This window comes from Kribbella jejuensis, from assembly GCF_006715085.1.
GTDB lineage: Bacteria > Actinomycetota > Actinomycetes > Propionibacteriales > Kribbellaceae > Kribbella > Kribbella jejuensis.
This window is the reverse complement of the sequence record NZ_VFMM01000002.1, coordinates 990822-1015627: the sequence shown is the minus strand read 5'-3', so window position 1 is coordinate 1015627 and position 24806 is coordinate 990822. Positions and strand designations below refer to the sequence as shown.

Annotated in this window: 29 protein-coding genes; 16 read left to right on the top strand and 13 right to left on the bottom strand. The window is 69.1% G+C overall.

Features of this window, described 5'->3' with window-relative positions:
- The first annotated feature begins 58 nt into the window (after positions 1-58).
- Positions 59-493 (top strand): MarR family winged helix-turn-helix transcriptional regulator, encoded by a 435-nt coding sequence (locus tag FB475_RS24885; RefSeq protein WP_141858976.1) that lies wholly within the window; start codon positions 59-61, stop codon positions 491-493.
- Positions 494-574: 81 nt separating this feature from the next.
- Here the strand turns inward: FB475_RS24885 and FB475_RS24880 are convergent, their stop codons facing one another.
- The gene (locus tag FB475_RS24880) at positions 575-1207 is read right to left on the bottom strand and encodes a response regulator transcription factor (protein ID WP_141858975.1); all 633 of its coding nucleotides are present in this window, start codon (positions 1205-1207) and stop codon (positions 575-577) included.
- Entirely contained in the window at positions 1195-3153 is a 1959-nt protein-coding gene (locus FB475_RS24875; protein ID WP_141858974.1) for a sensor histidine kinase, read from the bottom strand. The genes FB475_RS24880 and FB475_RS24875 overlap by 13 nt, the downstream gene beginning before the upstream one ends.
- A gap of 132 nt (positions 3154-3285) precedes the next feature.
- Between FB475_RS24875 and FB475_RS24870 the strand changes: the two genes are divergently transcribed.
- Positions 3286-3900 (top strand): hypothetical protein, encoded by a 615-nt coding sequence (locus FB475_RS24870; RefSeq protein ID WP_141858973.1) that lies wholly within the window; start codon positions 3286-3288, stop codon positions 3898-3900.
- Positions 3901-3978: 78 nt separating this feature from the next.
- Here the strand turns inward: FB475_RS24870 and FB475_RS24865 are convergent, their stop codons facing one another.
- Positions 3979-4896: a 2-dehydropantoate 2-reductase gene (locus FB475_RS24865; protein ID WP_141858972.1), complete on the bottom strand. Its 918-nt coding sequence runs from the start codon at positions 4894-4896 to the stop codon at positions 3979-3981.
- 53 nt (positions 4897-4949) lie between these two features.
- Here FB475_RS24865 and FB475_RS24860 point away from each other — a divergent pair, with 53 nt between their 5' ends.
- From FB475_RS24860 to FB475_RS24850, 3 genes are read left to right on the top strand one after another with little or no spacing between them, the layout of a single operon-like run.
- Positions 4950-5477, top strand: coding sequence for a CGNR zinc finger domain-containing protein (locus FB475_RS24860; RefSeq protein ID WP_141858971.1), 528 nt, complete (start codon positions 4950-4952; stop codon positions 5475-5477).
- A gap of 53 nt (positions 5478-5530) precedes the next feature.
- Complete coding sequence (locus FB475_RS24855) at positions 5531-6058, top strand: hypothetical protein (RefSeq protein WP_141858970.1); 528 nt, start codon at positions 5531-5533, stop codon at positions 6056-6058.
- On the top strand, positions 6055-6939 hold the full coding sequence (locus FB475_RS24850; protein ID WP_141858969.1) for an alpha/beta hydrolase: 885 nt from the start codon (positions 6055-6057) through the stop codon (positions 6937-6939). The genes FB475_RS24855 and FB475_RS24850 overlap by 4 nt, the downstream gene beginning before the upstream one ends.
- Here the strand turns inward: FB475_RS24850 and FB475_RS24845 are convergent.
- Genes FB475_RS24845 through FB475_RS24835 form a run of 3 tightly spaced genes read right to left on the bottom strand, consistent with a single transcriptional unit; the run spans position 6920 to position 10032 of the window.
- Positions 6920-8377 (bottom strand): peptide MFS transporter, encoded by a 1458-nt coding sequence (locus FB475_RS24845; protein WP_141858968.1) that lies wholly within the window; start codon positions 8375-8377, stop codon positions 6920-6922. The two genes, FB475_RS24850 and FB475_RS24845, sit on opposite strands and share 20 nt — an antisense overlap.
- 10 nt (positions 8378-8387) lie before the next feature.
- Positions 8388-9137, bottom strand: coding sequence for a hypothetical protein (locus FB475_RS24840; protein WP_141858967.1), 750 nt, complete (start codon positions 9135-9137; stop codon positions 8388-8390).
- Between the two features lie 34 nt (positions 9138-9171).
- Positions 9172-10032: a LysR family transcriptional regulator gene (locus tag FB475_RS24835; protein WP_141858966.1), complete on the bottom strand. Its 861-nt coding sequence runs from the start codon at positions 10030-10032 to the stop codon at positions 9172-9174.
- Positions 10033-10107: 75 nt separating this feature from the next.
- Between FB475_RS24835 and FB475_RS24830 the strand changes: the two genes are divergently transcribed.
- From FB475_RS24830 to FB475_RS24815, 4 genes are all read left to right on the top strand, one after another.
- A complete protein-coding gene (locus tag FB475_RS24830) occupies positions 10108-10626 on the top strand; it encodes a dihydrofolate reductase family protein (RefSeq protein WP_141858965.1) in 519 nt (172 codons plus the stop codon).
- Between the two features lie 136 nt (positions 10627-10762).
- On the top strand, positions 10763-11773 hold the full coding sequence (locus FB475_RS24825) for a Gfo/Idh/MocA family protein (RefSeq protein WP_141858964.1): 1011 nt from the start codon (positions 10763-10765) through the stop codon (positions 11771-11773).
- Positions 11773-12624 (top strand): Gfo/Idh/MocA family protein, encoded by an 852-nt coding sequence (locus tag FB475_RS24820; protein ID WP_141858963.1) that lies wholly within the window; start codon positions 11773-11775, stop codon positions 12622-12624. The genes FB475_RS24825 and FB475_RS24820 overlap by 1 nt, the downstream gene beginning before the upstream one ends.
- Positions 12621-13328, top strand: a complete 708-nt coding sequence (locus FB475_RS24815; RefSeq protein ID WP_141858962.1) for a 2OG-Fe(II) oxygenase — start codon at positions 12621-12623, stop codon at positions 13326-13328. The genes FB475_RS24820 and FB475_RS24815 overlap by 4 nt, the downstream gene beginning before the upstream one ends.
- Here the strand turns inward: FB475_RS24815 and FB475_RS24810 are convergent.
- Positions 13321-13941, bottom strand: a complete 621-nt coding sequence (locus tag FB475_RS24810; RefSeq protein ID WP_141858961.1) for an SGNH/GDSL hydrolase family protein — start codon at positions 13939-13941, stop codon at positions 13321-13323. The genes FB475_RS24815 and FB475_RS24810 overlap by 8 nt on opposite strands.
- 44 nt (positions 13942-13985) lie before the next feature.
- On the opposite strand from FB475_RS24810, the gene FB475_RS24805 reads away from it, so the two are divergent.
- From FB475_RS24805 to FB475_RS24785, 5 genes are all read left to right on the top strand, one after another.
- Complete coding sequence (locus FB475_RS24805; RefSeq protein WP_141858960.1) at positions 13986-14414, top strand: GNAT family N-acetyltransferase; 429 nt, start codon at positions 13986-13988, stop codon at positions 14412-14414.
- A gap of 2 nt (positions 14415-14416) precedes the next feature.
- Positions 14417-15280: an LLM class flavin-dependent oxidoreductase gene (locus tag FB475_RS24800; protein ID WP_141858959.1), complete on the top strand. Its 864-nt coding sequence runs from the start codon at positions 14417-14419 to the stop codon at positions 15278-15280.
- A gap of 56 nt (positions 15281-15336) precedes the next feature.
- Complete coding sequence (locus tag FB475_RS24795; protein WP_141858958.1) at positions 15337-15576, top strand: hypothetical protein; 240 nt, start codon at positions 15337-15339, stop codon at positions 15574-15576.
- Positions 15569-15913 carry a type II toxin-antitoxin system PemK/MazF family toxin gene (locus tag FB475_RS24790; RefSeq protein WP_141858957.1) on the top strand — a complete coding sequence of 115 codons (345 nt, stop codon included), beginning with the start codon at positions 15569-15571 and terminating at the stop codon, positions 15911-15913. Before FB475_RS24795 ends, FB475_RS24790 begins: the two co-directional genes overlap by 8 nt.
- A 65-nt stretch (positions 15914-15978) precedes the next feature.
- Positions 15979-16917 (top strand): formylglycine-generating enzyme family protein, encoded by a 939-nt coding sequence (locus FB475_RS24785; protein ID WP_141858956.1) that lies wholly within the window; start codon positions 15979-15981, stop codon positions 16915-16917.
- Here FB475_RS24785 and FB475_RS24780 read toward each other — a convergent pair.
- Genes FB475_RS24780 through FB475_RS24770 form a run of 3 tightly spaced genes read right to left on the bottom strand, consistent with a single transcriptional unit; the run spans position 16879 to position 19788 of the window.
- Positions 16879-18111, bottom strand: coding sequence for an MFS transporter (locus FB475_RS24780; RefSeq protein WP_141858955.1), 1233 nt, complete (start codon positions 18109-18111; stop codon positions 16879-16881). The genes FB475_RS24785 and FB475_RS24780 overlap by 39 nt on opposite strands.
- Entirely contained in the window at positions 18108-18584 is a 477-nt protein-coding gene (locus tag FB475_RS24775) for a MarR family winged helix-turn-helix transcriptional regulator (RefSeq protein ID WP_202878487.1), read from the bottom strand. Before FB475_RS24775 ends, FB475_RS24780 begins: the two co-directional genes overlap by 4 nt.
- 19 nt (positions 18585-18603) lie before the next feature.
- Positions 18604-19788, bottom strand: coding sequence for an MFS transporter (locus tag FB475_RS24770; protein ID WP_141858954.1), 1185 nt, complete (start codon positions 19786-19788; stop codon positions 18604-18606).
- Positions 19789-19957: 169 nt separating this feature from the next.
- Between FB475_RS24770 and FB475_RS24765 the strand changes: the two genes are divergently transcribed.
- Positions 19958-20935, top strand: coding sequence for an aldo/keto reductase (locus FB475_RS24765; RefSeq protein ID WP_141858953.1), 978 nt, complete (start codon positions 19958-19960; stop codon positions 20933-20935).
- A gap of 177 nt (positions 20936-21112) precedes the next feature.
- Here FB475_RS24765 and FB475_RS24760 read toward each other — a convergent pair whose 3' ends face one another.
- Complete coding sequence (locus tag FB475_RS24760) at positions 21113-22138, bottom strand: LacI family DNA-binding transcriptional regulator (protein ID WP_202878486.1); 1026 nt, start codon at positions 22136-22138, stop codon at positions 21113-21115.
- A 31-nt stretch (positions 22139-22169) separates the two neighbouring features.
- Between FB475_RS24760 and FB475_RS24755 the strand changes: the two genes are divergently transcribed.
- A complete protein-coding gene (locus tag FB475_RS24755) occupies positions 22170-23681 on the top strand; it encodes an alpha-N-arabinofuranosidase (protein ID WP_141858952.1) in 1512 nt (503 codons plus the stop codon).
- Here the strand turns inward: FB475_RS24755 and FB475_RS24750 are convergent.
- Both FB475_RS24750 and FB475_RS24745 read right to left on the bottom strand, forming a co-directional pair.
- On the bottom strand, positions 23665-24483 hold the full coding sequence (locus FB475_RS24750; RefSeq protein ID WP_141858951.1) for a MerR family transcriptional regulator: 819 nt from the start codon (positions 24481-24483) through the stop codon (positions 23665-23667). The two genes, FB475_RS24755 and FB475_RS24750, sit on opposite strands and share 17 nt — an antisense overlap.
- 43 nt (positions 24484-24526) lie before the next feature.
- Positions 24527-24790, bottom strand: coding sequence for a hypothetical protein (locus tag FB475_RS24745; RefSeq protein WP_185759415.1), 264 nt, complete (start codon positions 24788-24790; stop codon positions 24527-24529).
- Positions 24791-24806: the final 16 nt, after the last annotated feature.

Here is a 24806-nt window from a genome sequence, read left to right as displayed (position 1 = left end):
GCCTATTCCCCCGTGCGCGCGATCGAGCCGCACGCACGGGGGCCACTAGGCTCTGCGCATGCACGCGCCTGACGACTCGCCCGACGCCGCCGAGCAGATCGCCGCTCTGCTGGACCGGATCATCCGCCGTCAGCGCCGGGCCTCGCGCGAGGGTTTCGGGGAGAGCGTCACCCACGGCCAGTTCCGCGTACTGCGCACCCTCGACAACGCCGCCCAGCCGATCCGCCTGAGCGACCTGGCCGCCCGCCTGGGCATCGTCCCGCGCTCGGCCACCTCGGTCGTCGACGACCTGGAAGCCGCCGGCCTGGTAGCCCGCCAACCCGACCCGGACGACCGCCGGGCCATCCTCGTCGACCTGACGCCGGAAGGCCGCCAGATCCTCACCACTCTGCGCGAAAAACGCCGCGACGTAATGCTCAGCCAACTCGCCCGCCTCACCCCCGACGAACGACAAACCCTGGCCACCCTCCTCCAACGCCTCGCCGACGACTGAGCCGCCCCGCCACTGGTGGGTTGCGTGATCGCTGGCCTGCTACAACCCGCCAGGCGTGAAACAACCGGCCGGCGTAGGTCGTCAGACACTCCCCAAGTGGGCGAGGACGGCGAGGACTCGGCGGTGGCCGTCTTCGGTTTCGGGGAGGTCTAGTTTGGTGAAGAGGTGGCGGACGTGGGCCTCGACCGTGCGTTCGCTGAGGTAGAGGCGTTTGGCGATGCCGCTGTTGGTGAGTCCTTCGGCCATCAGCGCCAGGACGCCGCGTTCGCGGTCCGTCAGCGTCTCGAGCGGGTCGCGGCGCGCCATCAGACCTGCCACCACCTGCGGATCGAGGGCCGATCCGCCGCGCGCGACCCGCTCGGCCGCGGCGAGGAACTCCGCCACGTCGAGGACGCGGTCCTTCAGCAGGTAACCGAACCCGCCGAGCGCCACGAGTTCCACGACGTACTGCGTCTCGATGTGCTGCGACAGCAGGAGTACGCCGAGCTCCGGATGCGCGCGCTTCACCGCCTGCGCCGCCCGCGCGCCCTCGTCGGTGTGCGTCGGCGGCATCCGGATGTCCGCGACGACGAGATCCGGCCGGTACGTCGTGACCGCGTCGAGCAGGCCGTCCGCGTCGCCGAGGGCCGCGACCACCTCGTGCCCGCCGTCGACGAACAGCATCCGCAGACCCTCGCGCAGCAGCACCTGGTCCTCGGCGATCACGATCCGCATGGCAGCTCCGCGACGAGCGTCGTACCGGCACCGGGTCGGCTGTCGACGTGGAACGTACCGCCCAGCGCGGCGACGCGATCGGCCAGACCGGTGAGTCCGGTGCCGCCGCGCGGTGCGGCGCCGCCGATGCCGTCGTCGACGACCCGGACGACGAGGTGCTCGCGGTCGTGGTCCGCGATCAGCTCGACCCGGCTCGCGGCGGCGTACTTGACCGCGTTGGTCAGACCTTCACAGCAGATGAAGTACGCCGCCGCCTCGACACCCCGGTCGAACCGCCGCTCCGGCATCCGCACCGACACCGCCACCGGAGCCCGCCGCGCCAGCTCCTGACATGCCGGCCCCAGCCCGGCATCCAGCTGACTGGGCGGCAGCCCCCGAGCCAACTCCCGCAACTCCCCGATCGCGACGGTCGCCTCCGCCACGGCTCCTTCCAACGTCGCCCGTACCGGGGAATCACCCAACTGATGTTGAGCGTGGCGCAGGGCCAGTCCGATCGAGACCAGGCGCTGTTGGGCTCCGTCATGGAGATCTCGTTCGATGCGGCGGCGTTCGGCTTCGGTGGCGGCGACGATGCGGGCCCGGGACGCCGTCACCTCGACGAGTTGGACGTTGAGCTCGGCGCGCAGCCGGGCGATCTCGACGGCGAGGCCGCCCTGCTCGACGACCCGTCGTACCAGCTCCGGCCCGAGCGGGCTCGTTCCGTCGTACAGCACAACACCGACCGGTTGATCGCCGCGCGCGACAGCGATCCGCCGGCGCGCATCGGTGTCGGCGTCATCCCGGTCCGCGCCGGCGAGGTCGACGTACCTGCGACTCTCCGGAAGGAACACAAGAAGTTCCAGCCCGGGGTCGCCGAGGATCTCGCCGAGCACCGCCTGGACGTCCTCCGGCGGCCGCCGACCGGAACGTACGTCGTCGAGGAACGCGGTCATCCGCTGCAGAGCGTCGTACCGCGATCGGTTGAACCGGCGGTCCACCACATCCTGGATCCGCGTCCGCAGCGGCCGGAAGAGCACTGCGCACACCAGCGTCGCGACCGCGACCGTCCATGCCGACCCGCTCCCAAGGAAGGTGCCGAGGGCAACGGTCACGACCGCGTACGCCGCGACGAGCAGGACCGTCAGGCCCGCATACGCGACGGTCCGGCTGATGAAGAAGTCGATGTCGTACAGGCGGTACCGGAGGATCGCCGCGCTCGCGGCCAGTGGCAGACCGGTCAGCGCGACCGCCGCGATCACCGACGCGGCGGGGCTCACGTACCAGAGAACGAAGCTGGTCGGCAGCGCGACGCCCGCGACGGCCGCGGCGAGCACGAACCACTTCATTTGCTGGCGTTCCAGGCCCTCGGACCGCCGGAACCGGACGGCGAGCGATGCCACCGCCGCGACCAGCGAACCGAGGAACAGCGGTATCCCGATGCCGAGCAGCAACCCCGTCGGAAGGCTCGCGACCGCGATCGGATTGCGCCCGGAGACGAAGTCGCGGCCTCGGTCCGGGCTCAGCGTCCACGCAGTCATGCTGATCAGCAGGCCGGCCGCACCGATCCACGGCACCACACGCCAGCGTCGTCCGGGCAGTCGCCCGGTCGGGAAGAGCAGGAACGTGAGCATCCAGCCGTACCCGCTCGGCAGCCAACTGACCGCCGACACCGCCTCGCCGACGGGGCCGCCCGGCCACCCCTCCGCGGCCGCGCGGAGACCCCATCCGTGGGCGAGGTCGGACGCCAGCGTGTTCAGCAGGCCGAACCCGAGGAACAGCCAGCCGATCGTGTTCTCCGGCCGCCGCCACGCGATCACCGCACCCGCGCCGACCGCGGCCAGGTTGAACAGTACGTACAGCAGCGTGTCGTACGCCGGCTCGAGCCGCCACGACAGGACGATCGCGGCGAGCTCCGCGAGCACCGCCGTACCGAACATCCCAGCCACCGCCGCCCGTCGCCCTCCCACGCCACCATCGTGGCAGCGCCGGGCCGTCGCCGCCACAGTGCTAACACCTACGTCGAACGGCGTACTGCTGCCGATGCGCACGGCAACCACCGGTTCCTACCGTCGAACCACAGTCTTCGAAAGGTGGAAACCATGAACCGCAACCTGTCCGTCATCGGCCTGATCGGCGCAGCCGTCACCACACTGACCGGCATCGGCGTCGAGGCCGTCGTCAAGCCCGCGTCCACGATCTCCGACAAGCTCTGGAGCTACCCGTGGAGCGCGGACGCCTTCATCCCGGTCTCCATCGGGTACGCCGTACTCCACCTGCTGGTCTTCTGCGGGCTGCTCGCCTTCCTCCGCGCACTACCGCGGCGGGCCGGTCGGGTCGGGGCGGGGATTGCCGGCGGTGGGACGTTGGTGTTGTTCCTGGCGGAGCTGGCGTCGATTCCGATCGCCGACCAGCGGTTGAGTGACACCGGTCCGCAGGTGGTCGGCGCGTTCTTCGGGCTGGGTGTCGCCCTCACGGCCGTCGGGTTGCTGATCGCCGGGGTCGTCGTACTGCGTTCGTGGACCGGGTGGCAGCGGTACGCCGCCCTGGTCGCCGGCGTGTGGGCTGTGGTGATGATCGGCCTCAGCATGACAAGCGCACTCCCCCTCGGCGTGGCGATCTACGGCATCACCCTGTGCGCACTGTTCGCGGCGGTCCTCACCCGCGACCGTCAGCCCACCCCCGACACCCGCCTCCACGCCCACATCGACCACTGACCATGCAGAACCGCCAGCCACCCCGGCCACCACACCGGGGTGGAGGTGGGTTGCGGCGGCGATCCCGTTCCGGCGGGGCTAGTTGCTGGTGGCAAGCACTCGGGCGGAGGCGAGTTCGAACAGGAGGGTGTTGATCGGCGTCGGGACGCGGGACTCGCGGCCGAGGCGGACGACGGCTCCGGTCCACGCGTCGAGCTCCGACGGGCGGCCGGCGATCAGGTCGCGTTGCAGGGACGTGGTCCCGTCCGGCGGAAGCTGGTCGATCCAGTCGAGCGTCCGGTCGACAACATCCGCAGCGAGCTGGACGCCGCGGGCCCGCGCGAGATCGCGGATCTCGGAGGTCGCCTCGGTGAGCAACTGGCGCGTGGCCGGCTGCTTGCGGAGTACGCCGTACCCGGCACCGGTCGCCGTACCCAACCCGCCCGTCGGAACCACCGACAGGAACTTCGTCCACAGCGCCACCCAGATGTCCTCCGGGATCGTGGCCTGCAGCCCGGCGCCGACGAACACGTCCCGCAGCCGCTCCACCCGCGGCGTCGTCCCGTTGCCCCACTCGCCGAAGTTGAGCTTCCCGCTGCCGAGATGCCGGATCACTCCGGGACTCTCGACGTACGCGATCACCTCGGCGGCCCCCGGCAGGACGGCGTCCTGCCCGTAGACCTGCGCGACCTGGTCCGGCGCCTCAACGCCGTTCTGCACCGTGACGATCGCGGTCTGCGGGCCGACGAGCGGGCGGATCGACTCGATCACCTCGGGCAGCTGCCAGGTCTTCACGCACAGCAGCACGTAGTCGACCACGCCGATCTGAGCCGGATCGTCGGTCGCCTGGACCGGCAACTGCAGATCGCCCTCCGGGCTGTGGACGACGAGCCCGTCCGAGGTGATCGCCTCGAGGTGCTTGCCTCGCGCCACGAACGCGACGTCCTCCCCGGCCGCCGCCAGCCGTGCGCCGAAGTACCCACCCACACCGCCTGCGCCGACGATCCCGATCTTCACGCTCAACTCCTCCGTTACCGGTTTAACTGGTAACACGATGATAGACTATCCCCATGCGGACGGAGTTCACCTGGGTCGGCGGCCGCTCGTCGGTCGACTTCACGGCGACGCTCGGCAAGCGGGAACAGACGCCCTTCGAGCGGATCCCGGAGACCGACGACCTCGCCCGATGGTTCGAGGAGTCCGGCCTGACCAAGGAGGCGCCGGCGGTCACCCCCGCCGTGCGCGGGACGGCGATCGAACTGCGCGAGGCGCTGTACAGGTTGTTCACCGGTACGGCGGTCACGGCAGACGTCGGCGTGGTCAACCGCTGGAGCAGCCGCCGGCTCCCCGGCCCGCGTCTCACGCCTGAGCTCGGTCTGGAGCCTGCACCCCTCGACGCGACCGATCTGCTCAGCACGTTGGCGAGGGACGCGATCGAGCTGCTGACCGGGCCGTACGCGGACCGGATCCGGGCCTGCGCCTCCGACGACTGCTCACTGCTGTTCGTCGACACGAGTCGGCCCGGGCGCCGACGGTGGTGCTCGATGAACACCTGCGGCGCCCGCGCCAAGATGTCGACGTACCGCGCGGTGGATTGAGCACTTCGCGCAATCCACCGGCCGCGCGGATCGCCGGCTGGTTGATTGTCGGCATGCGTACACCGACGACGACCCCGGCGCAGGCGGCCGGGATGATCCGCCGCGACCAGGAACTGCTGCTCAGCCGGCTCGAGGGCAAGACCGAAGAAGAACTCCGGACTCCGTACGACGTGCACGACGGACCGCTCGGGCACTTCTGCGACTCGCTGCACGACCTGGTCGCGCACGTGCTGATGTGGGACGAGATCACGCTTGCCGTACTGCGCGACGCCCGGGCCGGCCGGCTGCACTGGAGCCTCGACCCGCGCTGGGAGACCGCCGAGATCGGCAGCGCTCTCAACCACGGCGGCGTCGAAGCCGGCCGCCGGATCCCCTCGGAACTCGTGCTGCACCGCTTCCACAACGTCGGCGCCGCCCTGATCGCCGAAATCCTCGAGTACGACGAAGCAGCCTGGGCCGACCCTTCGACCGGTGGCGGGTTCGACGGCGGGATCGGTGCGTTGGCGGAGTACGTGTCGACGACGCCGGACGGGGTTCTGTACGCGCACGCGGCTCGGCATCTGCAGCCGGTGATCGCATGATCGTCGACGATCCACAGTTCGGCCCGGAGACCGACGCGCTGCTCAAGCACCTCGCGGATCTGCCGGCCAACCCCGACCTCGACCCCTACCAGGCACTCCTCCTCGACCGCGAGGACCTGCCGGACCCGGCGATCGCCGGCGAACGCGACCCACGCGTCTCCACCGAAGACATCGAGATCGACCTTCCCGGGCGAACGCTGCAGGCCCGCGTCTACCGGCATTCGACCCGTCCCAGACCGGTGCTGCTCTGGCTGCACGGCGGCGGGTTCGTCGGCGGGGATCTGCGCGACATCGAGTACGCGACGTCCCGGATAGCTGCCGAAGGCAACGTCACCGTTGTCTCACTCAACTATCGCCTGGCGCCCGAAAATCCTTGCCCAGCAGGGCTCCAGGACGTCTACGACACGCTCCAATGGATCCCCGACCACCTGAACGGCGACGGCAGGATCGCCGTCGGCGGACAAAGCGCCGGCGGTGCACTTGCGGCCGGCGCATGCCTGCTCGCCCGCGACAACGGCGTACCGCTCCCCGACCGCCAGATCCTCTGCTACCCGGTCCTCGACCTGCACCCGAGCGCCGACTGGCACGAGTGGTACTTCGGCACGCGCGACATCCCGCCAGGCGCCGTACCACTCCACGCCTCGACCCTCATTGGTCTCCCACCGACCCTGCTGCTCGCGGCTCAGCGGGACGAGCTACGCGACGACGCGCTCGCGTACAGCGCTCGCCTCGAGCATGACGGCGTACCCGTGGAGCTGGTCGAGTACGCCGACACGATGCACGCCTTCCTCAACTTCCCGGCAGTCCTGTCGGCAGGACGCCACGCGGTCGAGCTGATCGCCGCGGACCTGCAGACCGCGTTCAGTGCACGCCGCTCATGAGCCGCCGGATCGGCCGCGCCGACACTGCCAGCAGGCCGCCCAGGACCAGCGCGACCCCGCCGATGATGCCGAAGTACGCGCCCTCGTGGTGCGGGCTGTAGAGCTTGGCCAGTACACCGGACATCGCCGTACCCAGCGCCACCGACAGGAAGAACAAGGCAACCATCTGGGTGCGGAACGCCTCCGGAGCGAGCTTGGTCGACAACGACAGGCCGACCGGCGAGAGCAGTAGTTCGGCGATCGTGAACACCAGCAGGATGCCGGCGAGGCCGAGCAGCGGGGCGCTGTTCGGACCGCCGCCGGCCATCGTGAGGAAGAGCAGGAACGCGATCCCCATCACGGCCAGCCCGGCACTGAACTTGATCGGCGTCGACGGCTGGCGCGGGCCGAGCTTTGTCCACAGCGCGGCGAACACGCCGGACAGCACGATGATCATCACCGGGTTGATCGACTGGACGAACGACACCGGCATCTGCCAGCCGAAGATGTTCCGGTCCAGCCGCTGATCCGAGTAGATCGTCACGACCGTGAACTGCTGCTGGTACAACGACCAGAACGCCGCACTCGCGATGAACAGTGGGATGAAGGCCTGCACCCGCCGTCGCTCGATGTCGGTCAGCCGGCTGCTGGTCAGAATCACCGCGAAGTAGATGATTGCCGCGATCGCGCTCAGGACCGCGACCGCGGTCGCATACCGGGAGGCCGGCAGCACGCCCGAGATGAGCAGTACGACAACGACGACGAGCACCGCAGCGGCGATCAGACCGGTACGACGCAACGCGGCGGGCGGCAGCGGGTTCGGGACCTCACGTGCCGCCTCGCCGAGCCGGCGGCGCCCGATGCCGTACTGCACGATGCCCAGGAACATGCCGGCCGCGGCCAGACCGAATCCGTAGTGGAACCCGACGTTCTTCTGCAACAGTCCGGTGAGCAGTGGTCCGACCAGTGCACCGAGGTTGATGCCCAGGTAGAACAACGAGAACCCGCCGTCGCGCCGTTCGTCGTGCTCGTCGTACAGCGTTCCGACGAGCGAGGTCGCGTTCGCCTTCACCCCGCCGCTGCCGAACCCGATCAGCACCAGACCGACCGCGACCCCGCCGAGGCCGGGGATCAGGGCCAACGCGATGTGACCCGCCATCACCACGATCGCGCTGTAGAACAGTGTGCGTTCGGCGCCGAGCAGCCGGTCGGCGAGCCAGCCGCCGAGGATCGTCGACAGGTAGACGAGACCGCCGTACGCGCCGACGATGCTGGTCGCCGTCCCCTCGTCGATGCCGAGGCCGCCGCGGTCAGCGGAGTAGTACAGGTAGATCAGCAGGATGCCCTGCATGCCGTAGAACGAGAATCGTTCCCAGAGTTCAACCCCGAAGAGGTTGGCGAGCACCGGCGGATGCCCGAAGAACGTGCGGTCGGTCCGGGTCGTCTCCGTACCGCTCACAGAATCTCTCCTAGTGGTCTGCTCGGTGAGTGAAGAACTTGGCGGGATCGCCGGCCGCGCGAGGGTTGGAGGCCAGCCAGGCGGCGAACGAGTCGGGGTGGCGGCGTTCGAGTTCGTCGAGGTAGGCGCGGCGTACGTCGATCATCGCCTGCCGACGGTCGGCGCCGGCGGTGCGCTGGAGCTGGGTGAAGCTGCGGCGCCAGGCCAGGCACAGCTCCTCGTCGCTCAACTCGCAGACGCTGCGGACCACCGCGGTCAGGTACTTCGGCATCGGCAGGTCCTGCTGCAGTACGGGTGCCTTCGGCAACTTCTTCTTCACGGTCCGACGGGCCCGGTGGAGCGAGGAGCGACGCAGCGGGTGCGCGGGTCGCACCGGCCGTACTGGTCGTGGTGGGCGGCCCGAGCGAAGCCAGTCGACCACCGGCGGCGAGACGCCGACGACCAGCAGCAGCAGCGCCACGGTCCGCGCGCCGACGGCGGCGGCGTACCCGCAGACCGCGAGGACGCACAGCCCACCGAGCACGGCGCCGCGCGGTACGACGCGGAGCAGGTCGGCGTTCGGCAGGTCACGCCCTAAGCCAATACTCAGGCAGACCGCGCCCATGGTGAGCGCGGCGACCAGAAATGCGGCGAGATTCGTCGCCGGCGAGATGAATACCAGCGCTGTGAGCACACCGATCGTGGCAAGCAGACCCACGGCCGCCCGCCAGATCCGCTCGTAGCGCAATCCGACGTTCACCATGCTCACCAAGTGCCCCATCACCCGGTCCTCCAACCGGAGACTCCGACGACTCCTACCCAAGTGTTACTCGTTTCAGGGTTTCTATGAAGGCTCTCGTGGCCGGCGGGTCGGGCGGGTCGCCGTAGACGGCCAGCTGGATGCGCCGGACGATGGGCAGTTCGGTGGTGCGGACGCCCGCGATGCGGTGGGCGCGGAGTGCCAGGCCGGGCATGGTGGTGACGCCGAGCCCGGCGCGGACGAAGGCTTGCTGGACGACGATATCGTCGCTGGTGAACGCGATCCGTGGGGTGAAGCCGGCCGTCGCGCAGTGCTCCAGCAGGTCGCGGCGGCAGTTCACGCAGCCTGCGATCCAGTCGGAATCCCGGTGGTCGGCGAGGGTCTGTCCGGTACGCCGGCTCAACAGGTGGATCGGGTCGTCGCGCAGATACGTGTAGCGGATGCCGTCGTCGGGGGACTCCTCGTCGTACCCGAAGACGATCGCGAGGTCGAGCTCGCCGGCCCTCAGCTGCTCGACAGCAACCCGTGGATGGACGTCGGTGAGTTCGAGTTCGAGGTTCGGGTGGTCGCGGCGCAACTCTTTGGCGGCGGGCGGGACGAGTTCGCTGAGCGCCGAGCTGAACGCGCCGACCCGGACCCGGCCGGCCCGCAGGCCGACGACCGCGGCGAGTTCGGCGTCGGCGGCGTCGACCCGGCCGACGATCTCCGCGGCGCGCCGGGCGAGCATCTCGCCCTCAGGGGTGAGCCGGATGCCGCGGCCATACTTCCGGACGAGCTTCGCGCCGGTCGCGGCCTCCAGCCGAGCGAGGTGGTGGCTGACGGTGGGCTGGGTGTAGTGCAGCGCCTCGGCAGCGGCCGTGACCGAGCCGTGCGCTGCGACTGCCGCCAGGACGCGCAGTCGGACGAGATCGAGCATGTATCGATGCTATCTATGTGTTTCGCTCCGGATTGGCATTAGACGCATGGATCCGCGTGGCGCAGGCTGGTGGTCATGAGCGTGATCTGGCACATGACGATGTCCCTGGACGGCTTCATCGGGGACCGCGACGACGGGGTGGGGTGGATGTTCCTCGGTGAAGGTGGAGTGTCGTCGGGGTTGGGCGCGGAGGTGATCGCGCGGTGCGGGGCGTTCCTGTGCGGTGGGCGGCTGGTCGACGTGATGGGCGAGAACCGTCCGTACGGCGGGACGTGGAGCGGGCCGATCCTGATCTACACGCGCAAAGACCCGGCGTCCAAGGTGGTGCCGGAGTTCACGTACGTGTCCGGCGACATCCGCGAGGTGGTGGCTGACGGTCTGAAGGCAGCCGGTTCGAAGGACCTGGTGGTCACCGGAGGCGCCGTACCACGGCTCGCTCTCGAGGCCGGACTGGTCGACGAGATCGTCTTACACATCGCCCCGGTGCTGCTTGGTGAAGGGGTTCGCTACTACGACAGTCCTGGCGTCTCGCCGACGACGCTGAAAGTCCTCACCTCCGACGGTCTGAACTTCCGCTTCGCAGTCGTCCGCTGATCAGCGAGACGGTTGCAGGGCAAGCGGTTGCATGATGGACTCCTGGGCATGACATGTCATCTCTGCTGAGCCGGGCGTTGCAGGCGCTTGCTGCGGGCAACGAACCGGACGTCACCACCGAGTGAAGAGGGGTCTCATGCGGTTTGCTGTGATCGGTGCCGGGGCGATCGGGACCGTGCATGCTCGTCTCATCGATGCGCTTGGTGACGACGCCACTCTGGTCGCGGTGGTCGACCAGGATCTCGAGCGCGCCGGGACGCTGTCCGAGCAGTACGGCGCGAAACCGTATGCGTCGGCGGCCGATGCCTACGCCGCGGAGGAGCTCGACGCGGTGGGGATCTGCTTGCCCAGCGCATTGCATGCGGACGCTGCGATCGAAGCCCTGGAAGCCGGCAAGAACGTGATCGTCGAGAAGCCTGTCGACATCACGCTCGAGGCCGCGGACCGCTTGATTGTGGCCCAGCAGGCGACCGGGCTGACCGTGTCGGTGATCAGCCAGCGGAGATTCCAGCCGCCGGTGGCGCAGATTCGCGCGGCGATCGACACCGGCGCGCTCGGCCGGGTCACCTCAGGTATCGCGGAGTCCGCGTTCTTCCGTCCGCAGTCGTACTACGACGGCGACGACTGGCGCGGCACGCTGGCCGTGGACGGCGGCGGCGCACTCATGAACCAGGGCATCCACGCGCTCGACCTGCTCGTCTGGATGCTCGGGCGCCCGGTTCAGGTCAGCGCGCAGACCGGCCGGCTCGCGCACGAAGGCATTGAGGTCGAGGACCTCGCCGGCGCGTCGATCGTCTTCGAGAGCGGCGCGATCGGGCTCCTGCTCGCGAGTACGGCGGCGTACCCGGGCCGCCCGGTGCGGCTGACGATCCATGGCGACGAAGGTACGGCGGTCCTCGACGACGACGCGCTGGCGTACTTCGCGTCCGCGAACGGCGAGGCGCCCGAGCCGCCCACGCTGACAGGTCCCGCGGACTGGGGCGAGATCGAGCTGGCGCACCTCGCGCAGTACCGCGACTTCATCGCCGCCGTCCGCGAAGGCCGCCCGCCCACGATCACACTGCAGGCCGGACGTCGTTCGCTGGCCACCGTGCTGGCCGTGTACGAGTCCGCGCGTACCGGGCGACCGGTCGACCTGGAGGACTGATGCGGATCGCCCTGGTCGGTACCGAGAACAGTCACGCCGACGAGATCATCCGGCACCTCAACGCCCAGCAGATCGCCGGCGACACGCGCGTCGTCGCTCTGGTCGGCGCGGATGACGAGCGGAACCACCGGCTCGCCGCCGCGGGCCGGATCACCAGGATCGTCCCGACCGCGGTCGAGCTTCTCGGCGACGTCGACGCGCTGATCGTGACGAACCGCGACGGCGCACTGCATCGCGAGTACGCCGTACCGTTCCTCGAGGCCGGCGTACCGGTCTGGGTGGACAAGCCGCTGGCGGCGAGTACGGCGGACGCGCAGGCGATCCTGGACGCCGCGAAGCGCGGTGGTGCGCCGGTCACGTCGTACTCCGCGGTCCGCTGGGTCGCCGACGCGGACACGCTCGCGAGAAACTCACCCGAGGAGCTGCAGGCGATCACGATCACCGGCCCGGCGGATCCGGACAGCGAGTACAGCGGCATCTTCTTCTACGGCATCCACGCCGCCGACCTCGCGCGACGTCTGGCACCCGGCGAGCCCGGTCCGGTCGAGGTCGAGCGCGTCGGATCGACGGTCGTCGTGCGCTACCGGTGCGACGGTGTTCTCGTCACATTGCAGCTGGTGAAGCCCGCAGAGTCCGGCCGGGTACCGTTCCACGCCGAGCTCGTCGGGCGCACCGGGCTCGTGAGCAGCGACGTACGGCTCGACTCGGAGTACGTCGTACCGGGCCTGAAGGTCTTCCTCCGCATGCTCGCGACCCGCGAGCAGCCACTCGACGACGCGACGATGCTCGCGCCGATCACCGTGCTGGAGCAGACTCACACGATCCTGCGCCAGGCCGTTCAGGAGGTATGAACAAGTACGAACGACGAGTCGCCGGAGCCGACTGGGAGAGCGTCACGGCGGAGGTGAACGACCTCGGCTGTGCGCTCCTGCCGCAACTGCTGACGCCGGGCGAGGCGGCGTCGATCGCCGGGATGTACGACGACACGCGCCGGTTTCGGGCCACGATCGACATGGCACGGCACCGGTTCGGCGAAGGACAGTACAAGTACTTCGCCGCGCCGTTCCCGGAGCCGATCGACGCGCTCCGGCACGCGCTCTACCCGCGGCTGCTGCCGATCGCCCGGGACTGGTACGCCAAGCTCGGCCGGGAGGCCGAGTGGCCGGACACGCTCGACGAATGGCTGGAGATCTGCCACCGCGCGGGGCAGACACGGCCGACCCCGATCCTGCTCCGGTACGCCGGCGACTGGAACGCACTGCATCGGGATCTGTACGGCGACAAGGTGTTCCCGCTGCAGGTCGTGATCAACCTGAACGAGCCGGGCATCGACCACACCGGCGGCGAGTTCCTGCTGGTGGAGCAACGTCCACGCGCCCAGTCCCGCGGTACGTCGACTCTCATCCCGCACGGGCACGGGCTTGTCTTCACGACCCGCGACCGGCCGGTCCGCTCGGCCCGCGGGTGGTCGGCCGCTCCGGTGCGGCATGGTGTCTCCGCGATCCGCTCGGGTCAGCGTCATACCCTCGGGCTGGTCTTCCACGACGCTACATAGAGCTGCAGATGTCCCACGCGGCCTGTTGGAGGAGGCCGGCGGTGTCGAGGCCCTTGACGGGAACGTCGATGCCGACCGGGTCCTCCTCGAACAGCGCGATCAGGAACACACAGGCGGCGAGGTAGCTGCCGGCCAGCGCCGGGTGGCTGTTGTCGGCGTCGTGCAGCGCGGGCTCGTCGTGGGTGGCGAGGAACCGCTCCCAGACCATGCCGACCGGGACCAGCGTCGCACCGAGCTCCAGCGCGGCCGCGCCGTACGCGTCGGTGAGCGCCTTCTGCGTCTCCGGGGCGTTGCGCCGCGCCCAGGTCTGGTACAGAACCGTGCGCAGACCGGCAGCGGAGATCGCCGCGTCGAAGTCGCGAACGCTGTCCCGGAAGCGGTCCGGGCTCTTGATCGGCAGCGTGCTCTGCTCCTGCAGTACGACGGTGTCGAAGCCGCCGCTCGCGATCGCCTCGAGCGCCTTGCCCGCGTTCAAGTGCTGCCGCAGTGAGGCGCCACCGGCCGAGATCAGTTTGTGCTCGACCTCGATTCCGCGCGCGCCGGCCAGCCCCTTGATCAGCCCGGGCAGGTTGTTCCGCGACGTGAAGCTGTTACCGACGTAGAGGATGCGCACGTCCCGAACGCTACCGCCACAGCTGGATCTGTTTGACTGTCCGGATGTTGCGGATTGTTCAGGTCGAGGACGACGCGACGTTGCTGGACTGGCAGCGGGTGCACAACGAGATCATCCCGACGGCACCGCTGTCGGTCGACGAGATCCGCGAGCGATCCACGCGGAACGTCCTCGAGGTCGCGTACGACGACGACGTACTGGTCGGCTGCTCAACGGTCCGCCCGCCGTCGGAGGAGACCGCTGCGGCGGTGGTGATCGCCCGGCTGCTTCCGGCGTACCGGGGTCGGGGTTTCGGTACGGCGATCTACGAGCACTGCTTGCGCCGCGGGCTGGAGTTCGCGGACCGGATCGAGACGCACATCCTGAGCAGCAACGTCGACGGGCTGCGGTTCGCGACGGCGCGCGGGTTCGTCGAGGTCGAGACGTACCTGCTGCCGGGCGACACGATTCCGTTCGTCGAACTACGGTTGTGAGCATGCGTTTCTCTGTCAACATTCCGAACTTCGGGGACTTCGCCGATGCTCATACGGTCGCTCGAGTGGCTCGCGCCGCCGAGGAGGCCGGGTGGGACGGGCTGTTCTTCTGGGATCACGTCGTGCACAGCAAGGAGCAGCGGCGCGGGCAGCCGTTCGGTGATCCGTGGATGCTGATGACCGCGGCCGCGCTGGCGACGTCCCGGATCAAGCTCGGTCCGCTCGTCACGCCGGTCGCGCGGCGGCGACCTGAGCAGCTCGCGCGGCAGGTCGCGACGCTGGACTCGCTCAGCGGCGGCCGGGTGATCTTCGGCGCCGGGCTGGGCGGACCGATCGCCGACGAGTTCGGCAGCTTCGGCGACGAGACCGATCCTCGGGTGCTGGCCGAACGGCTCGACGAGGGCCTCGACCTGATGGCCGCGTACTGGTCCGGCGAACGGGTGAACCACCAAGGCAAGCACTACCGCGCCGACGGCGTGGAGTTGCTGCCGGCAACGGTTCAGCGCCCGCGCCCGCCGGTGTGGATCGCCGGCTACTGGCCGCGCAAGGCCCCGATGCGCCGCGCCGCCCGCTGGGACGGCGCCGTACCACTGTTCGCCGGCGCCAACCACGGCCAGGCGCCGGCGGTCGAGGAAGTCCGCGAGCTGATCACGTTCCTCAACAACCAGCGCGCCGACCGAACCACGCCGTACGACGTCATCGTCGGCGGAATCAGCCCGTCCGAGGACCCGCGCCCCCTGATCGAGCCCCTCGCCGAAGCAGGCGCCACCTGGTGGGACGAACGCCAACTGATCACCGGCCCCGACTTCTACCGCCTGGACCCCGTCCTCCACCGCATCAACCAAGGCCCACCGAGGCTGGGATAGCGGAAGGTATGCCGAAAGGTATCCCTGTCTGGTAGTAGGTTGGTACTCTCGTCGGTATGTCCGAGATGACCTCCCTCAAGGTGCCGAAGCATGTGCGCGACACGATCATGCGGTCCGCACGCGCCGAAGGGCTGACTGCTGCGGAGTTTCTGCAGCGGGTGACGGAGGAGCATGCCCGGCACCAGCGGTTCGCCGCCGTGCGCCGGGCCTATGCGGACAGCGGCCGCGACAGCGACTACGACGAGCTGACCGCGGCATGGGACGAGGCGAGCGAGGACGGTCTGGCTGATGCGTGAACTGCGCCGCGGCGCCGTGGTGTGGGTCGACTTCAACCCGACTCGTGGGCGTGAGCAGTTCGGCGAACGGCCGGCCGTCATCCTCGCCGCGAACGACTACCTGGACGCTGTCCCGGACCTGGCGATCGTCCTCCCGGTGACGACGAAGGACCGTGGCTGGCCCCATCACGTCCGGCTCAGCGGCGCCGGCCTCAAGCTGCGCAAGCCCAGCTGGGCTCTCACCGAGCAACCCCGCACCATCAGCCGTGAACGAGTCAGCCGGTCGGCAGGTCAGATCGATACGGGCTGCCTCGACGAAATCGACCAGTGGCTGCGGGACTTCCTGGATCTCCACTGAAGCATGGATCTCAGTCAGGTGAGCTGCCTGTCGAGGTGTTCCGGCACTGAACCTAGGCTGCGGTTATGGCCGACGAGCAGCTGTCGTGTTGTGCGCCTTCTCGAGATGGGGATGCGGCGCCTCCAGTCGTGCCTGCCGGGCGGGGGGAGCATCGGGTCGAGCAGGTCGTGTTGGGGGGTGGGCGGTTTGCTATGGGTAATGGGCTTGGGGACGGGAACGTTGGTGATGGTGAGACGCCGGTGCATGAGGTCGAGGTGGCGGGGTTCAGGATTGATGCGACCAGCGTGACCAATGCGGACTTTGCGCGATTTGTGGAGTCGACCGGGTATCGGACCGAGGCCGAGACGTTCGGGTACTCGGCGGTGTTTCATCTTGCGCTGGCGGCTGAGTCGGACGAGGTGATGGGGCCGGCCTCCGGTACGCCGTGGTGGGCCGGGGTGCGCGGTGCGGACTGGCGGCATCCGGGCGGCTCGCGGTCCGACCTCGACGGGCTCGACGACCATCCGGTCGTCCACGTCAGCTGGAACGACGCGACGGCGTACTGCAAGTGGGCCGGGCGGCGGCTGCCGACCGAGGCCGAGTGGGAGTACGCCGCGCGCGGCGGGCTGGACGGCAAGCGGTACCCGTGGGGTGACGAGCTGATCGGTCCGGACGGGCAATGGCGGTGCAACATCTGGCAGGGCGAGTTCCCGAGGACGAACACCGAGGAGGACGGGTACCTCACCACCGCGCCGGTGCGGACGTTCGAACCCAACGGATACGGTCTGTGGCAGATGGTCGGGAACATCTGGGAGTGGTGCGGCGACTGGTTCGGCCCGCGGTACTACAAGTTCTCCCCCGCCGCGAACCCGACGGGACCGTCGCTCGGTGCGGCGCGGGTGATGCGCGGCGGTTCGTACCTCTGCCACGACTCCTACTGCAACCGCTACCGCAACGCCGCGCGCTCGTCGAACACGCCGGAGTCGTCAATGGGCAACGCCGGCTTCCGCACCGTCGCGCTGTGACAAGCCCGGCGTAGTCGCAGCCACCGCCGCAACGGCCGCCACACACAACAACGCGCCCGACGCCAGCGAGGCGACCGGTGACGTCAGCTGGGCGACGACGCCGCCCCGGAGGTTGCCGAGGTCCGGTCCCGCCTGGCCGACGATCTGCTCGGCCGCACTGACCCGGCCGAGCAACTCCGACGGCGTGTGCAGCTGGACGATCGTACTGCGGGACACGACAGCGACCGTGTCCGCTGCACCGGCGACCGCGAGACACGCCAACGCCAGCCACGGCGCCGGCGAGAACGCGAACAACAGCAGGGCGATCCCCCAACCGGCCGACCCGCACAACATCACCAGCCCGTGGCGCGGCAGCCGTGTGAACGACCCGGAGAACAGTGACGCGACGACCCCGCCGACGGCGATCGCGGTCAGGAACAATCCCAGCGTCCGCGGGTTGTTGCCGAACCGCTCCGCGTTGATCACCGGGAAGAGGCTGATCGGCATCGACAACACGGTCGCCGCGAGGTCGGTGATCAGTGCGCCGCGGATCACCGGGGTCACGGCGATGAACTGCAGCCCGTCCCAGACGCCGCGCAACCCCGGCTTCGCGGTGGTTTCGATCTGCATCCGCGGCAGGCCGAGTACGCCGTACAGCGCTGCCAGGAAACTGACGGCGTCGACGAGGTAGCAGACACCGACACCCCACGCACCGATGATCACGCCGCCGAGCGCGGGGCCGAGCAGCATCGCGCCCTGGAACCCGATCCGGTTGAGCGCGATCCCGGCGGCCAATTGATCCCGCGAGAGCAGCTTGGGGAGTACGGTCCGGGCGACCGGTCCGGCGGTGGCCCCGAACGATGCCTGTACGGCGATCAATGCGAGCAGCACGCCGACCGGAACCCGGCCGAAGAGCAACTGGCTCGCCATCACGGTCGCGACCAGCCACTGCCCGATCGTCGTGACCAGGTAGATCCGGCGGCGCTCCAGCCGGTCGACGAGAGTACCCGCGAACAGGCCGAGCGCGATCAGCGGCAACGCCTGCGCGAGCCCCACCGCACCGGTCCATGCCGGGCTCGAGGTCTGGTCCCAGACCTGGAACATCACCGCGACGAAGGTCAGCTGGCCGCCGAACCCGGACAGCACCTGGCCGATCCACAACCGCCGGTACGTCCGGACCCGGAGCGGGCCGAGGTCGATGAGCGCCTTCTTCACTGCTGCTTCCCCAACTTCTCCACGATCCGGTCGTGGAAGCTCTTCTTCGCAAGGGCTTTCTCGACGTCGCGGACCACCTGGGTCATCGGGTACGGCAGCTCGGCCTCGAGCTCCGCGAGCGCCGCCTCGGTCGCGCGCCACTCGGCGGCCAGCAGCTCGACGAGCTTCTTCGACTTCGCGGTGAGCGTGACGTGCTTGCTGCGCGCGTCCGCACCCGGGACGGTCCGGACCAGGCCGGCTGTGCGCATCGCGGACACCTTCTGGCTCAGCGCCGAATGCGTGCGCCCGGTCGCCTCGGCCAGCTCGGTGATCGTCATCGGGCCCTTGAGGTGCAGTTGGAGCAGCTCACGTACGTACGTCGGCTTCAGGCCCTTGATCTCCCGGTCGGTGTAGATCCGCCCGATCTCGCCATCCATCCGGGCCAGCAACTCGTGCACCGGCCCCCACAAACTCTGCTCGGTGGGATCTTCCATCCGCCGATCATAACAGCACTTATATAAGTGCTGTTATTTTTGGCTCCCGAGCTCGGTTCCGGTGGACGATCGCGGTGGCGGCCGCGACAGCGGAGAGCAGGCTGATGACGGCAAGGGTGGCGAAGCCGAAGCGGGTGTCGGTGTGGCCGGTGACGATCGACGCGATCAGCATCACGACGACGGTGGCGGCGAGGCCGTAGCCGTTCGCGATCCCGAAGGCGTGGCCGACTCGGGACTCGTCCACCGACGTCATCAACAGGGAGCGGGTGGCGATCCGGGACTGGCCGAAGAGGAAGGCGCCGAGGAGTACGAGACCCATCAGCACTGGTACGCCGAAGAGCGGCTGGAGGGCCAGGAGCGCGCTGCAGATCATGAACCCACCTACCGCCAGCCGCAGATCACCGAACCACTGCGCCGACCGCCGGTAAACCGCAGCCGCCAGCAGGAACCCGACCCCGCCCAGGGCGTCGGTCACGCCAAGGACCCCAGCCGACCGACCCCATTCCCCCACCACCAGCACAGGCATCAACGCGTTGAACACAGTAACCACCACAAGCCCCTGGCCGAACAGTACGGCGAGCGGCACCAACGGCAGGCCGCTCACCAGCCGGCGCTCCGGCGTACTTGCTTCCGGCAACTTCTTGGTACCTGTCTTGCCTACTGCGGCGACGAAGACAGCGGAAAGGGCGAAGGTGCAGGCGTTGAAGGTGAAGAGGGGTTGGGGGCCGAAGTGTTGGAGGGCCAGGCCGCCGGCTGCGGCGGACAGGAGCATGCCGGATTGGAGGGCTATTTCGTAGTGAGCGTTGAAAGGACGGAGCTGGTCCGTGGGGACGCGTTCGCGGATGAGGGCCGCGCTGGCGGGGGTGAACAGGGCGGCGATGACGGCCAGGACGAAGTTGGTGAGGTAGACGAGCGGTTGCTGGGGTCCACCTAGCGCGAGGCCGATCGGTAGGGCGAGGGCGGCGACCGCGCTCACAGCGTCGCACCCGACCCAGAGGCGGCGGCGGTCGAAGCGGTCGGCGAGGCGACCGAAGTACGGCGAGAGCGCCGCCTGTGGGACTGCGACCGCGATGAACAGCCACCCGACGTCGAGCATCGACCCGTGCGCGCGGACCAGCAGCAGGGCCGCGCCGAGCAGCTGGATGTTGTTGCCGAGGGACGTGATGAAGGCTGCGGGCAGCAGCAACCGGGTCCGTGAAGTCACCCGACAAGCCTCACAGCGAAACCTGACAGTTCGTGGCAGTGATCAGCTGAAGGATGGGGAGGTTTCCTGCGGGGTGAGCCAGGAAGGTTCCGTCTTATGCACTGAGTGCATCAACTGTGCGCACAAGATTCATTGGACGGATGATCGCCGGGCTGGTTGGCTCGTGGGCATGGAGATGCGCACGTTGGGACGTTCAGGAATCGAGGTCAGTCCGGTCGGGTTCGGGTGCTGGGCGATCGGAGGACCGTTCAGCAATCCGGCCGGTGAACCGTTGGGCTGGGGTGAGGTCGACGACCAGGAGTCGGTCCGGGCGATCCGCCGGGCGGTCGAGCTCGGTGTCACGTTCTTCGACACCGCGGACGTGTACGGTGCCGGCCACAGCGAACGCGTCCTCGGCCAGGCGCTCGAGGGCATCCGCGACCAGGTCGTGATCGCGACCAAGTGGGGCAACACGTTCGACGAGTCGACCCGGGTCATGTACCACCAGGACACCACCCCGGAGTACGTCCACAAGGCCGTCCGGGCGTCGCTCGACCGCCTCGGCACTGACTACATCGACCTCTATCAGCTGCACTTCGACACCACCGACGAGATCGCGCTGCCGTTGCGCGAAGCCTGCGAGGAACTGGTCCGCGAGGGGCTCATCCGCGCGTATGCGTGGAGCACCGACACCGTGCACAGCGCCGAACTGTTCGCACAGGGCAAGCACTGCGCAGCGGTGCAGCACGAGGCGAGCGTGCTGCACGACGCGCCGGAGTTCTTCGCGCTGTGCGAGCGCGAGGATCTGGCCAGCATCAACCGGACACCGCTCGGGATGGGCATCCTCGGCCGCCGCGATGCGAGCAAGCCCGCGACCGGCGCGGACATCCGCACGCTGCCGCCCGCGTGGCTGCGGTACTTCAGCGACGGCGGCGTCCCGGCGCCGGAGTGGTGGGAGAAGGTCGCGGCGATTCGCGAGATTCTCGAGTCGGACGGGCGGACGCTCGCGCAGGGCGCGCTCGGCTGGCTGTGGGCGCGAAGCCCGCGGACCGTGCCGATCCCCGGTTTCCGCACCGTGGAACAGGCCGAGCAGAACGCCGCGGCGATGACCCACGGCCCGCTCGAGCAGGAACAGCTGACCGAGATCGCCTCGCTCCTGGCGGAGTGAGCGGACGCCCGGCACTCACCAACCCGGCAGAACGCGGCGAGCCGCGCGCTCAGCCGCCGCTCCCGGACGAGGTTGGTGAGTGCCGGCGGTCCACCTAGCCTCTTGTGCCGGCCTGGTGTTTATCGATATACCTATCCGCGACGAGATCGTGTTCCGGGTGCGAGGCAGGTCGAGGTGTCAGTCGAGCGGTGTGGTGGTGCCGCGCTGGATCAGCCGGGCCGGTACGACCACTTCCTGCGGGTCGCCGGTCGGGCCGCCGGTGATCTGCGCGGTCAGCAGGGCGGTGATCAGGTCGGCCAGCTCCTCGTGTCCGGGGTTGACCGTGGACAGCGCGGGGACCAGGTACGCCGCCTCGTCGATGTCGTCGAATCCGACCACCTGGACGTCGCCCGGCACCCGCAGCCCGGCGTCGGCGAGCGCCCGGAGCGCGCCCATCGCGACCACGTCGGTCAGCGCGAACACTGCGTCGAACTCGCTCCCCTGCTCCAGCAGCGATCGGATCGCCTGGTAGCCGTCCCGCAGACCGAACCTGGTGCGCACGTTCAGCTCCGGGTCGACGGGTACGCCTGCCTCGGCGTGCGCGAGCGCGTACCCCTGCGCGCGCAGGGCCGGCATGGTCGCCGAACCCACGAGATCGCCGCCGAGCATCGCGATCCGCCGGGCACCGGTCGCGAGCAGGTGCGCGGTCGCCTGCCGGGCGCCGTCGACGTTGTCCATCATCACGTGGTCGAACCGGGACGGCAGCGCCCGTTCGCCGATCATCACCACCGGCGCGTCGGTGCGGAGCTGGCCCAGCTCGGCCGGGTCGATGTCGACCACGCTGAGGATCAGGCCGTCGTACATCCGCAGCCGGGAGAACGCGACCGCGTCCAGCTCGCCCTCGCGGCTGGCGCCGGTGCGTTCCATCACGATCCGGAGCCCGTGCGCCTCGAACCGGTCCGCGAGCCGGCCGGCGAGCTGAGCGAAGTACGGCCGTTCCAGCTCGGGGACCGCGAGGCCGACCACGCCGGTGCGGCCGGCGCGCAGGTGCCGGGCGGCCAGGTTGACCTGGTAGCCCAGGTCGCTGATCGCGGCGAGCACGCGTTCCCGGGTGGCCGCGCCGACCCGCGGCCGGCCGTTGATCACGTTCGACACGGTCATCGTGGAAACTCCCGCGGACCGCGCCACATCCGCCATCGTCACCACACCGGACGGCTTCGCCATGCCGACAACTGTAAAGAACCAGGAGGGCTCAATGCCTGAAGCACGGATCGTCGTCGACCTCGACGTCCCCGGACCGACCATCAGCAAGCATCTGTACGGGCACTTCGCGGAGCATCTGGGGCGGTGTATCTACGGCGGGTTCTACGTCGGCGAGGACTCCGCCATTCCGAACGAAGGCGGCATCCGGCTCGATGTGGTCGAGGCACTGCGGGCGCTGGAGATCCCGAACCTGCGCTGGCCGGGTGGTTGTTTCGCGGACGAGTACCACTGGAAGGACGGCATCGGGCCGAAGGCGGACCGGCCGGCGATGGTGAACACGCACTGGGGCAACGTCGAGGAGAACAACCACTTCGGCACCCACGAGTTCATGGCGTTGTGCGAGCTGCTCGGCGCCGCGCCGTACGTGAACGGGAACGTCGGCAGCGGGACCGTACGGGAGATGAGCGAGTGGGTCGAGTACCTGACCCGCGACGGCGACAGCCCGATGGTGCGGCAGCGTAAGGCGAACGGGCGGGACGAGCCGTGGAAGGTGCCGTTCTGGGGCATCGGCAACGAGACCTGGGGTTGCGGCGGGAACATGCGGGCCGAGGCGTACGCCGACCTCGCACGGCAGTACGCGACGTACCTGAAAGACCACGGTGACAACAAGCTGTACCGGATCGCGGCCGGCGCGTCGGACGACAACCTGGCCTGGACCGAGGCGCTGCTGAAGGCGGTCAGCTGCCTGGGCTGCGGGCGGGACCCGAAGAATCTCTTCCAGGCGATCTCGTTCCACTACTACACGATCGCGGGGTCCTGGGAGCACAAGGGCAGCGCGACGTCGTTCGATCTGGACGACTACTACCGGACACTGGCGAAGGCGCAGGACGTCGAGCGGGTGATCCGCGCGCACTCGGCGCTGATGGACGCCTACGACCCGGAGCGCAAGATCGGTCTGGTGCTGGACGAGTGGGGTACGTGGTGGGACGTCGAGCCGGGGACGAACCCAGGCTTCCTGTACCAGCAGAACGCGATGCGCGACGCACTGGTGGCGAGCGTGCACTTCGACGTGTTCCACCGGCACTCGGAGCGGCTGGTGATGGCGAACATCGCGCAGACCGTCAACGTGCTGCAGGCGATGCTGCTCACCGACGACGAGGGCGGTCTGGTGCGGACCCCGACGTACCACGTGTTCGAGATGAACAAGGGGCACCACGACGCGGCCGCGCTGCCGGTGCACGTGGTTGAGGGTCGCACCTACGATCTCGACGGTACGGCGATGGAGCTCGTGTCGGCGTCGGCGTCGGTGAAGGACGGCCGGGCGCTGGTGTCGCTGAGCAACCTCGATCCGTCGTCCGGACTGGACGTCGTACTGGATCTTCGTGGCGCGTCGTCCTGGGAGTCGTCCGCACGGTTGCTGACGGCATCGAAACCCCAGGCGTACAACACGGTCGCCGATCCGGACGCGGTGGCTCCGGTCCCGCTGACGGTGGAACCGGAGCCGCGCGGGCTGAAGGTGACGTTGCCGCCACACTCGTTCGCAACGGTCAGTCTGGTTTTGTGACCTGGATCTGGAACTCGTGCACCCAGTTCTTCGGGTTCTGGGGGTCGAATTGCAGCGTGACCTCGCGCGCGTACCCGTGGCTGCGGTAGCCGTTGTCCTCGATCCACCGGGCCAGTGTCTGCATGCTGCGATCGGCCTCCGTCATGTCGCCCTGATGGACGATGGTCGCAGCCTGCGGCAGCTCGGGCAGCTCTCGCGCGTCCACGTCGGCACCGATCTCGCCGTCCACGGGAACCGCCCCGTGGACGCGGATCGTGTCGTCGGAGGCGTCCTCGTAGTACGCGATCGGTGAGCCGGACGGCATCACGCCGGCCTCGCCGAGCCGGTCGAACAGTTGCCCGAACAGTGCCTGGATGACCGGGCCGACGTCATCGCCGTCGTAGCTCGGTGCGATCGCGGACAGCTCCGCGACCCGGATCGGGGTGATGTGCTTCAGTACCACGTCGTCGGTCGGCATGTGCCCTTCTCTCTCGATGAGCCGGAGCCTCGCCTCGACGCTGGTCAACCGGGCCGCACTCCGGGCCAGCTCGTCCTCGAGCTGCGCCTGCCGAAGCCGGAGCATGCCGCGCAGCTCCTCCGCGGACAGCTTCATCTCGACGATCTCGCCGATCTGCTGGAGGCTGAAGCCGAGGTCCTTGAGCGCGACGATCCGGTTGAGGCGGCTGAACTGGTCGGCCGAGTAGTACCGGTAGCCGGTCGCCTCGTCGACAACCGCCGGCCGGAGCAGCCCGAGCGCGTCGTAGTGCCGCAGCATCCGCGCCGACACCTGCCCGAAGGCGGCGAAGTCCCCGATGGTGAACATGCAGCCACCTTCCGCCTTGACACAGTGTCAAGGTCAAGAGGCTTCAGGAGGTGACGCGGGTACGGCGGTCGCGGATCGCGGTCAGCGTGATCGCGGTGATGCCGAGCGCGAGGCCGCCGACGCCGAATCCGGCGACCAGCGTGCCACGGCTGTTCAGGCGGGCGTCGCACTGCATCGGCGTGATGCCCTCGCCGGGGCGGAACACCGAACCGCAGTTGTCACCACCGGCGTGCACCGGGCGAACGGCGAGCACCACCCCGACGACGAGCAGGACCGTACCTACCGCGCCGAGGATCCTGCTCAGCACCGGCCGCCCTCTCCGG

Coding starts and splice junctions, on each gene's coding strand:
- FB475_RS24885 (WP_141858976.1), top strand. CDS start 59: ATGCACGCGCCTGACGACTCGCCCGACGCCGCCGAGCAGATCGCCGCT.
- FB475_RS24880 (WP_141858975.1), bottom strand. CDS start 1,207: ATGCGGATCGTGATCGCCGAGGACCAGGTGCTGCTGCGCGAGGGTCTG.
- FB475_RS24870 (WP_141858973.1), top strand. CDS start 3,286: ATGAACCGCAACCTGTCCGTCATCGGCCTGATCGGCGCAGCCGTCACC.
- FB475_RS24860 (WP_141858971.1), top strand. CDS start 4,950: ATGCGGACGGAGTTCACCTGGGTCGGCGGCCGCTCGTCGGTCGACTTC.
- FB475_RS24855 (WP_141858970.1), top strand. CDS start 5,531: ATGCGTACACCGACGACGACCCCGGCGCAGGCGGCCGGGATGATCCGC.
- FB475_RS24850 (WP_141858969.1), top strand. CDS start 6,055: ATGATCGTCGACGATCCACAGTTCGGCCCGGAGACCGACGCGCTGCTC.
- FB475_RS24840 (WP_141858967.1), bottom strand. CDS start 9,137: ATGGGGCACTTGGTGAGCATGGTGAACGTCGGATTGCGCTACGAGCGG.
- FB475_RS24835 (WP_141858966.1), bottom strand. CDS start 10,032: ATGCTCGATCTCGTCCGACTGCGCGTCCTGGCGGCAGTCGCAGCGCAC.
- FB475_RS24830 (WP_141858965.1), top strand. CDS start 10,108: ATGAGCGTGATCTGGCACATGACGATGTCCCTGGACGGCTTCATCGGG.
- FB475_RS24825 (WP_141858964.1), top strand. CDS start 10,763: ATGCGGTTTGCTGTGATCGGTGCCGGGGCGATCGGGACCGTGCATGCT.
- FB475_RS24820 (WP_141858963.1), top strand. CDS start 11,773: ATGCGGATCGCCCTGGTCGGTACCGAGAACAGTCACGCCGACGAGATC.
- FB475_RS24815 (WP_141858962.1), top strand. CDS start 12,621: ATGAACAAGTACGAACGACGAGTCGCCGGAGCCGACTGGGAGAGCGTC.
- FB475_RS24805 (WP_141858960.1), top strand. CDS start 13,986: ATGTTGCGGATTGTTCAGGTCGAGGACGACGCGACGTTGCTGGACTGG.
- FB475_RS24800 (WP_141858959.1), top strand. CDS start 14,417: ATGCGTTTCTCTGTCAACATTCCGAACTTCGGGGACTTCGCCGATGCT.
- FB475_RS24795 (WP_141858958.1), top strand. CDS start 15,337: ATGTCCGAGATGACCTCCCTCAAGGTGCCGAAGCATGTGCGCGACACG.
- FB475_RS24790 (WP_141858957.1), top strand. CDS start 15,569: ATGCGTGAACTGCGCCGCGGCGCCGTGGTGTGGGTCGACTTCAACCCG.
- FB475_RS24785 (WP_141858956.1), top strand. CDS start 15,979: ATGGCCGACGAGCAGCTGTCGTGTTGTGCGCCTTCTCGAGATGGGGAT.
- FB475_RS24775 (WP_202878487.1), bottom strand. CDS start 18,584: ATGGAAGATCCCACCGAGCAGAGTTTGTGGGGGCCGGTGCACGAGTTG.
- FB475_RS24765 (WP_141858953.1), top strand. CDS start 19,958: ATGGAGATGCGCACGTTGGGACGTTCAGGAATCGAGGTCAGTCCGGTC.
- FB475_RS24760 (WP_202878486.1), bottom strand. CDS start 22,138: ATGGCGAAGCCGTCCGGTGTGGTGACGATGGCGGATGTGGCGCGGTCC.
- FB475_RS24755 (WP_141858952.1), top strand. CDS start 22,170: ATGCCTGAAGCACGGATCGTCGTCGACCTCGACGTCCCCGGACCGACC.
- FB475_RS24750 (WP_141858951.1), bottom strand. CDS start 24,483: ATGTTCACCATCGGGGACTTCGCCGCCTTCGGGCAGGTGTCGGCGCGG.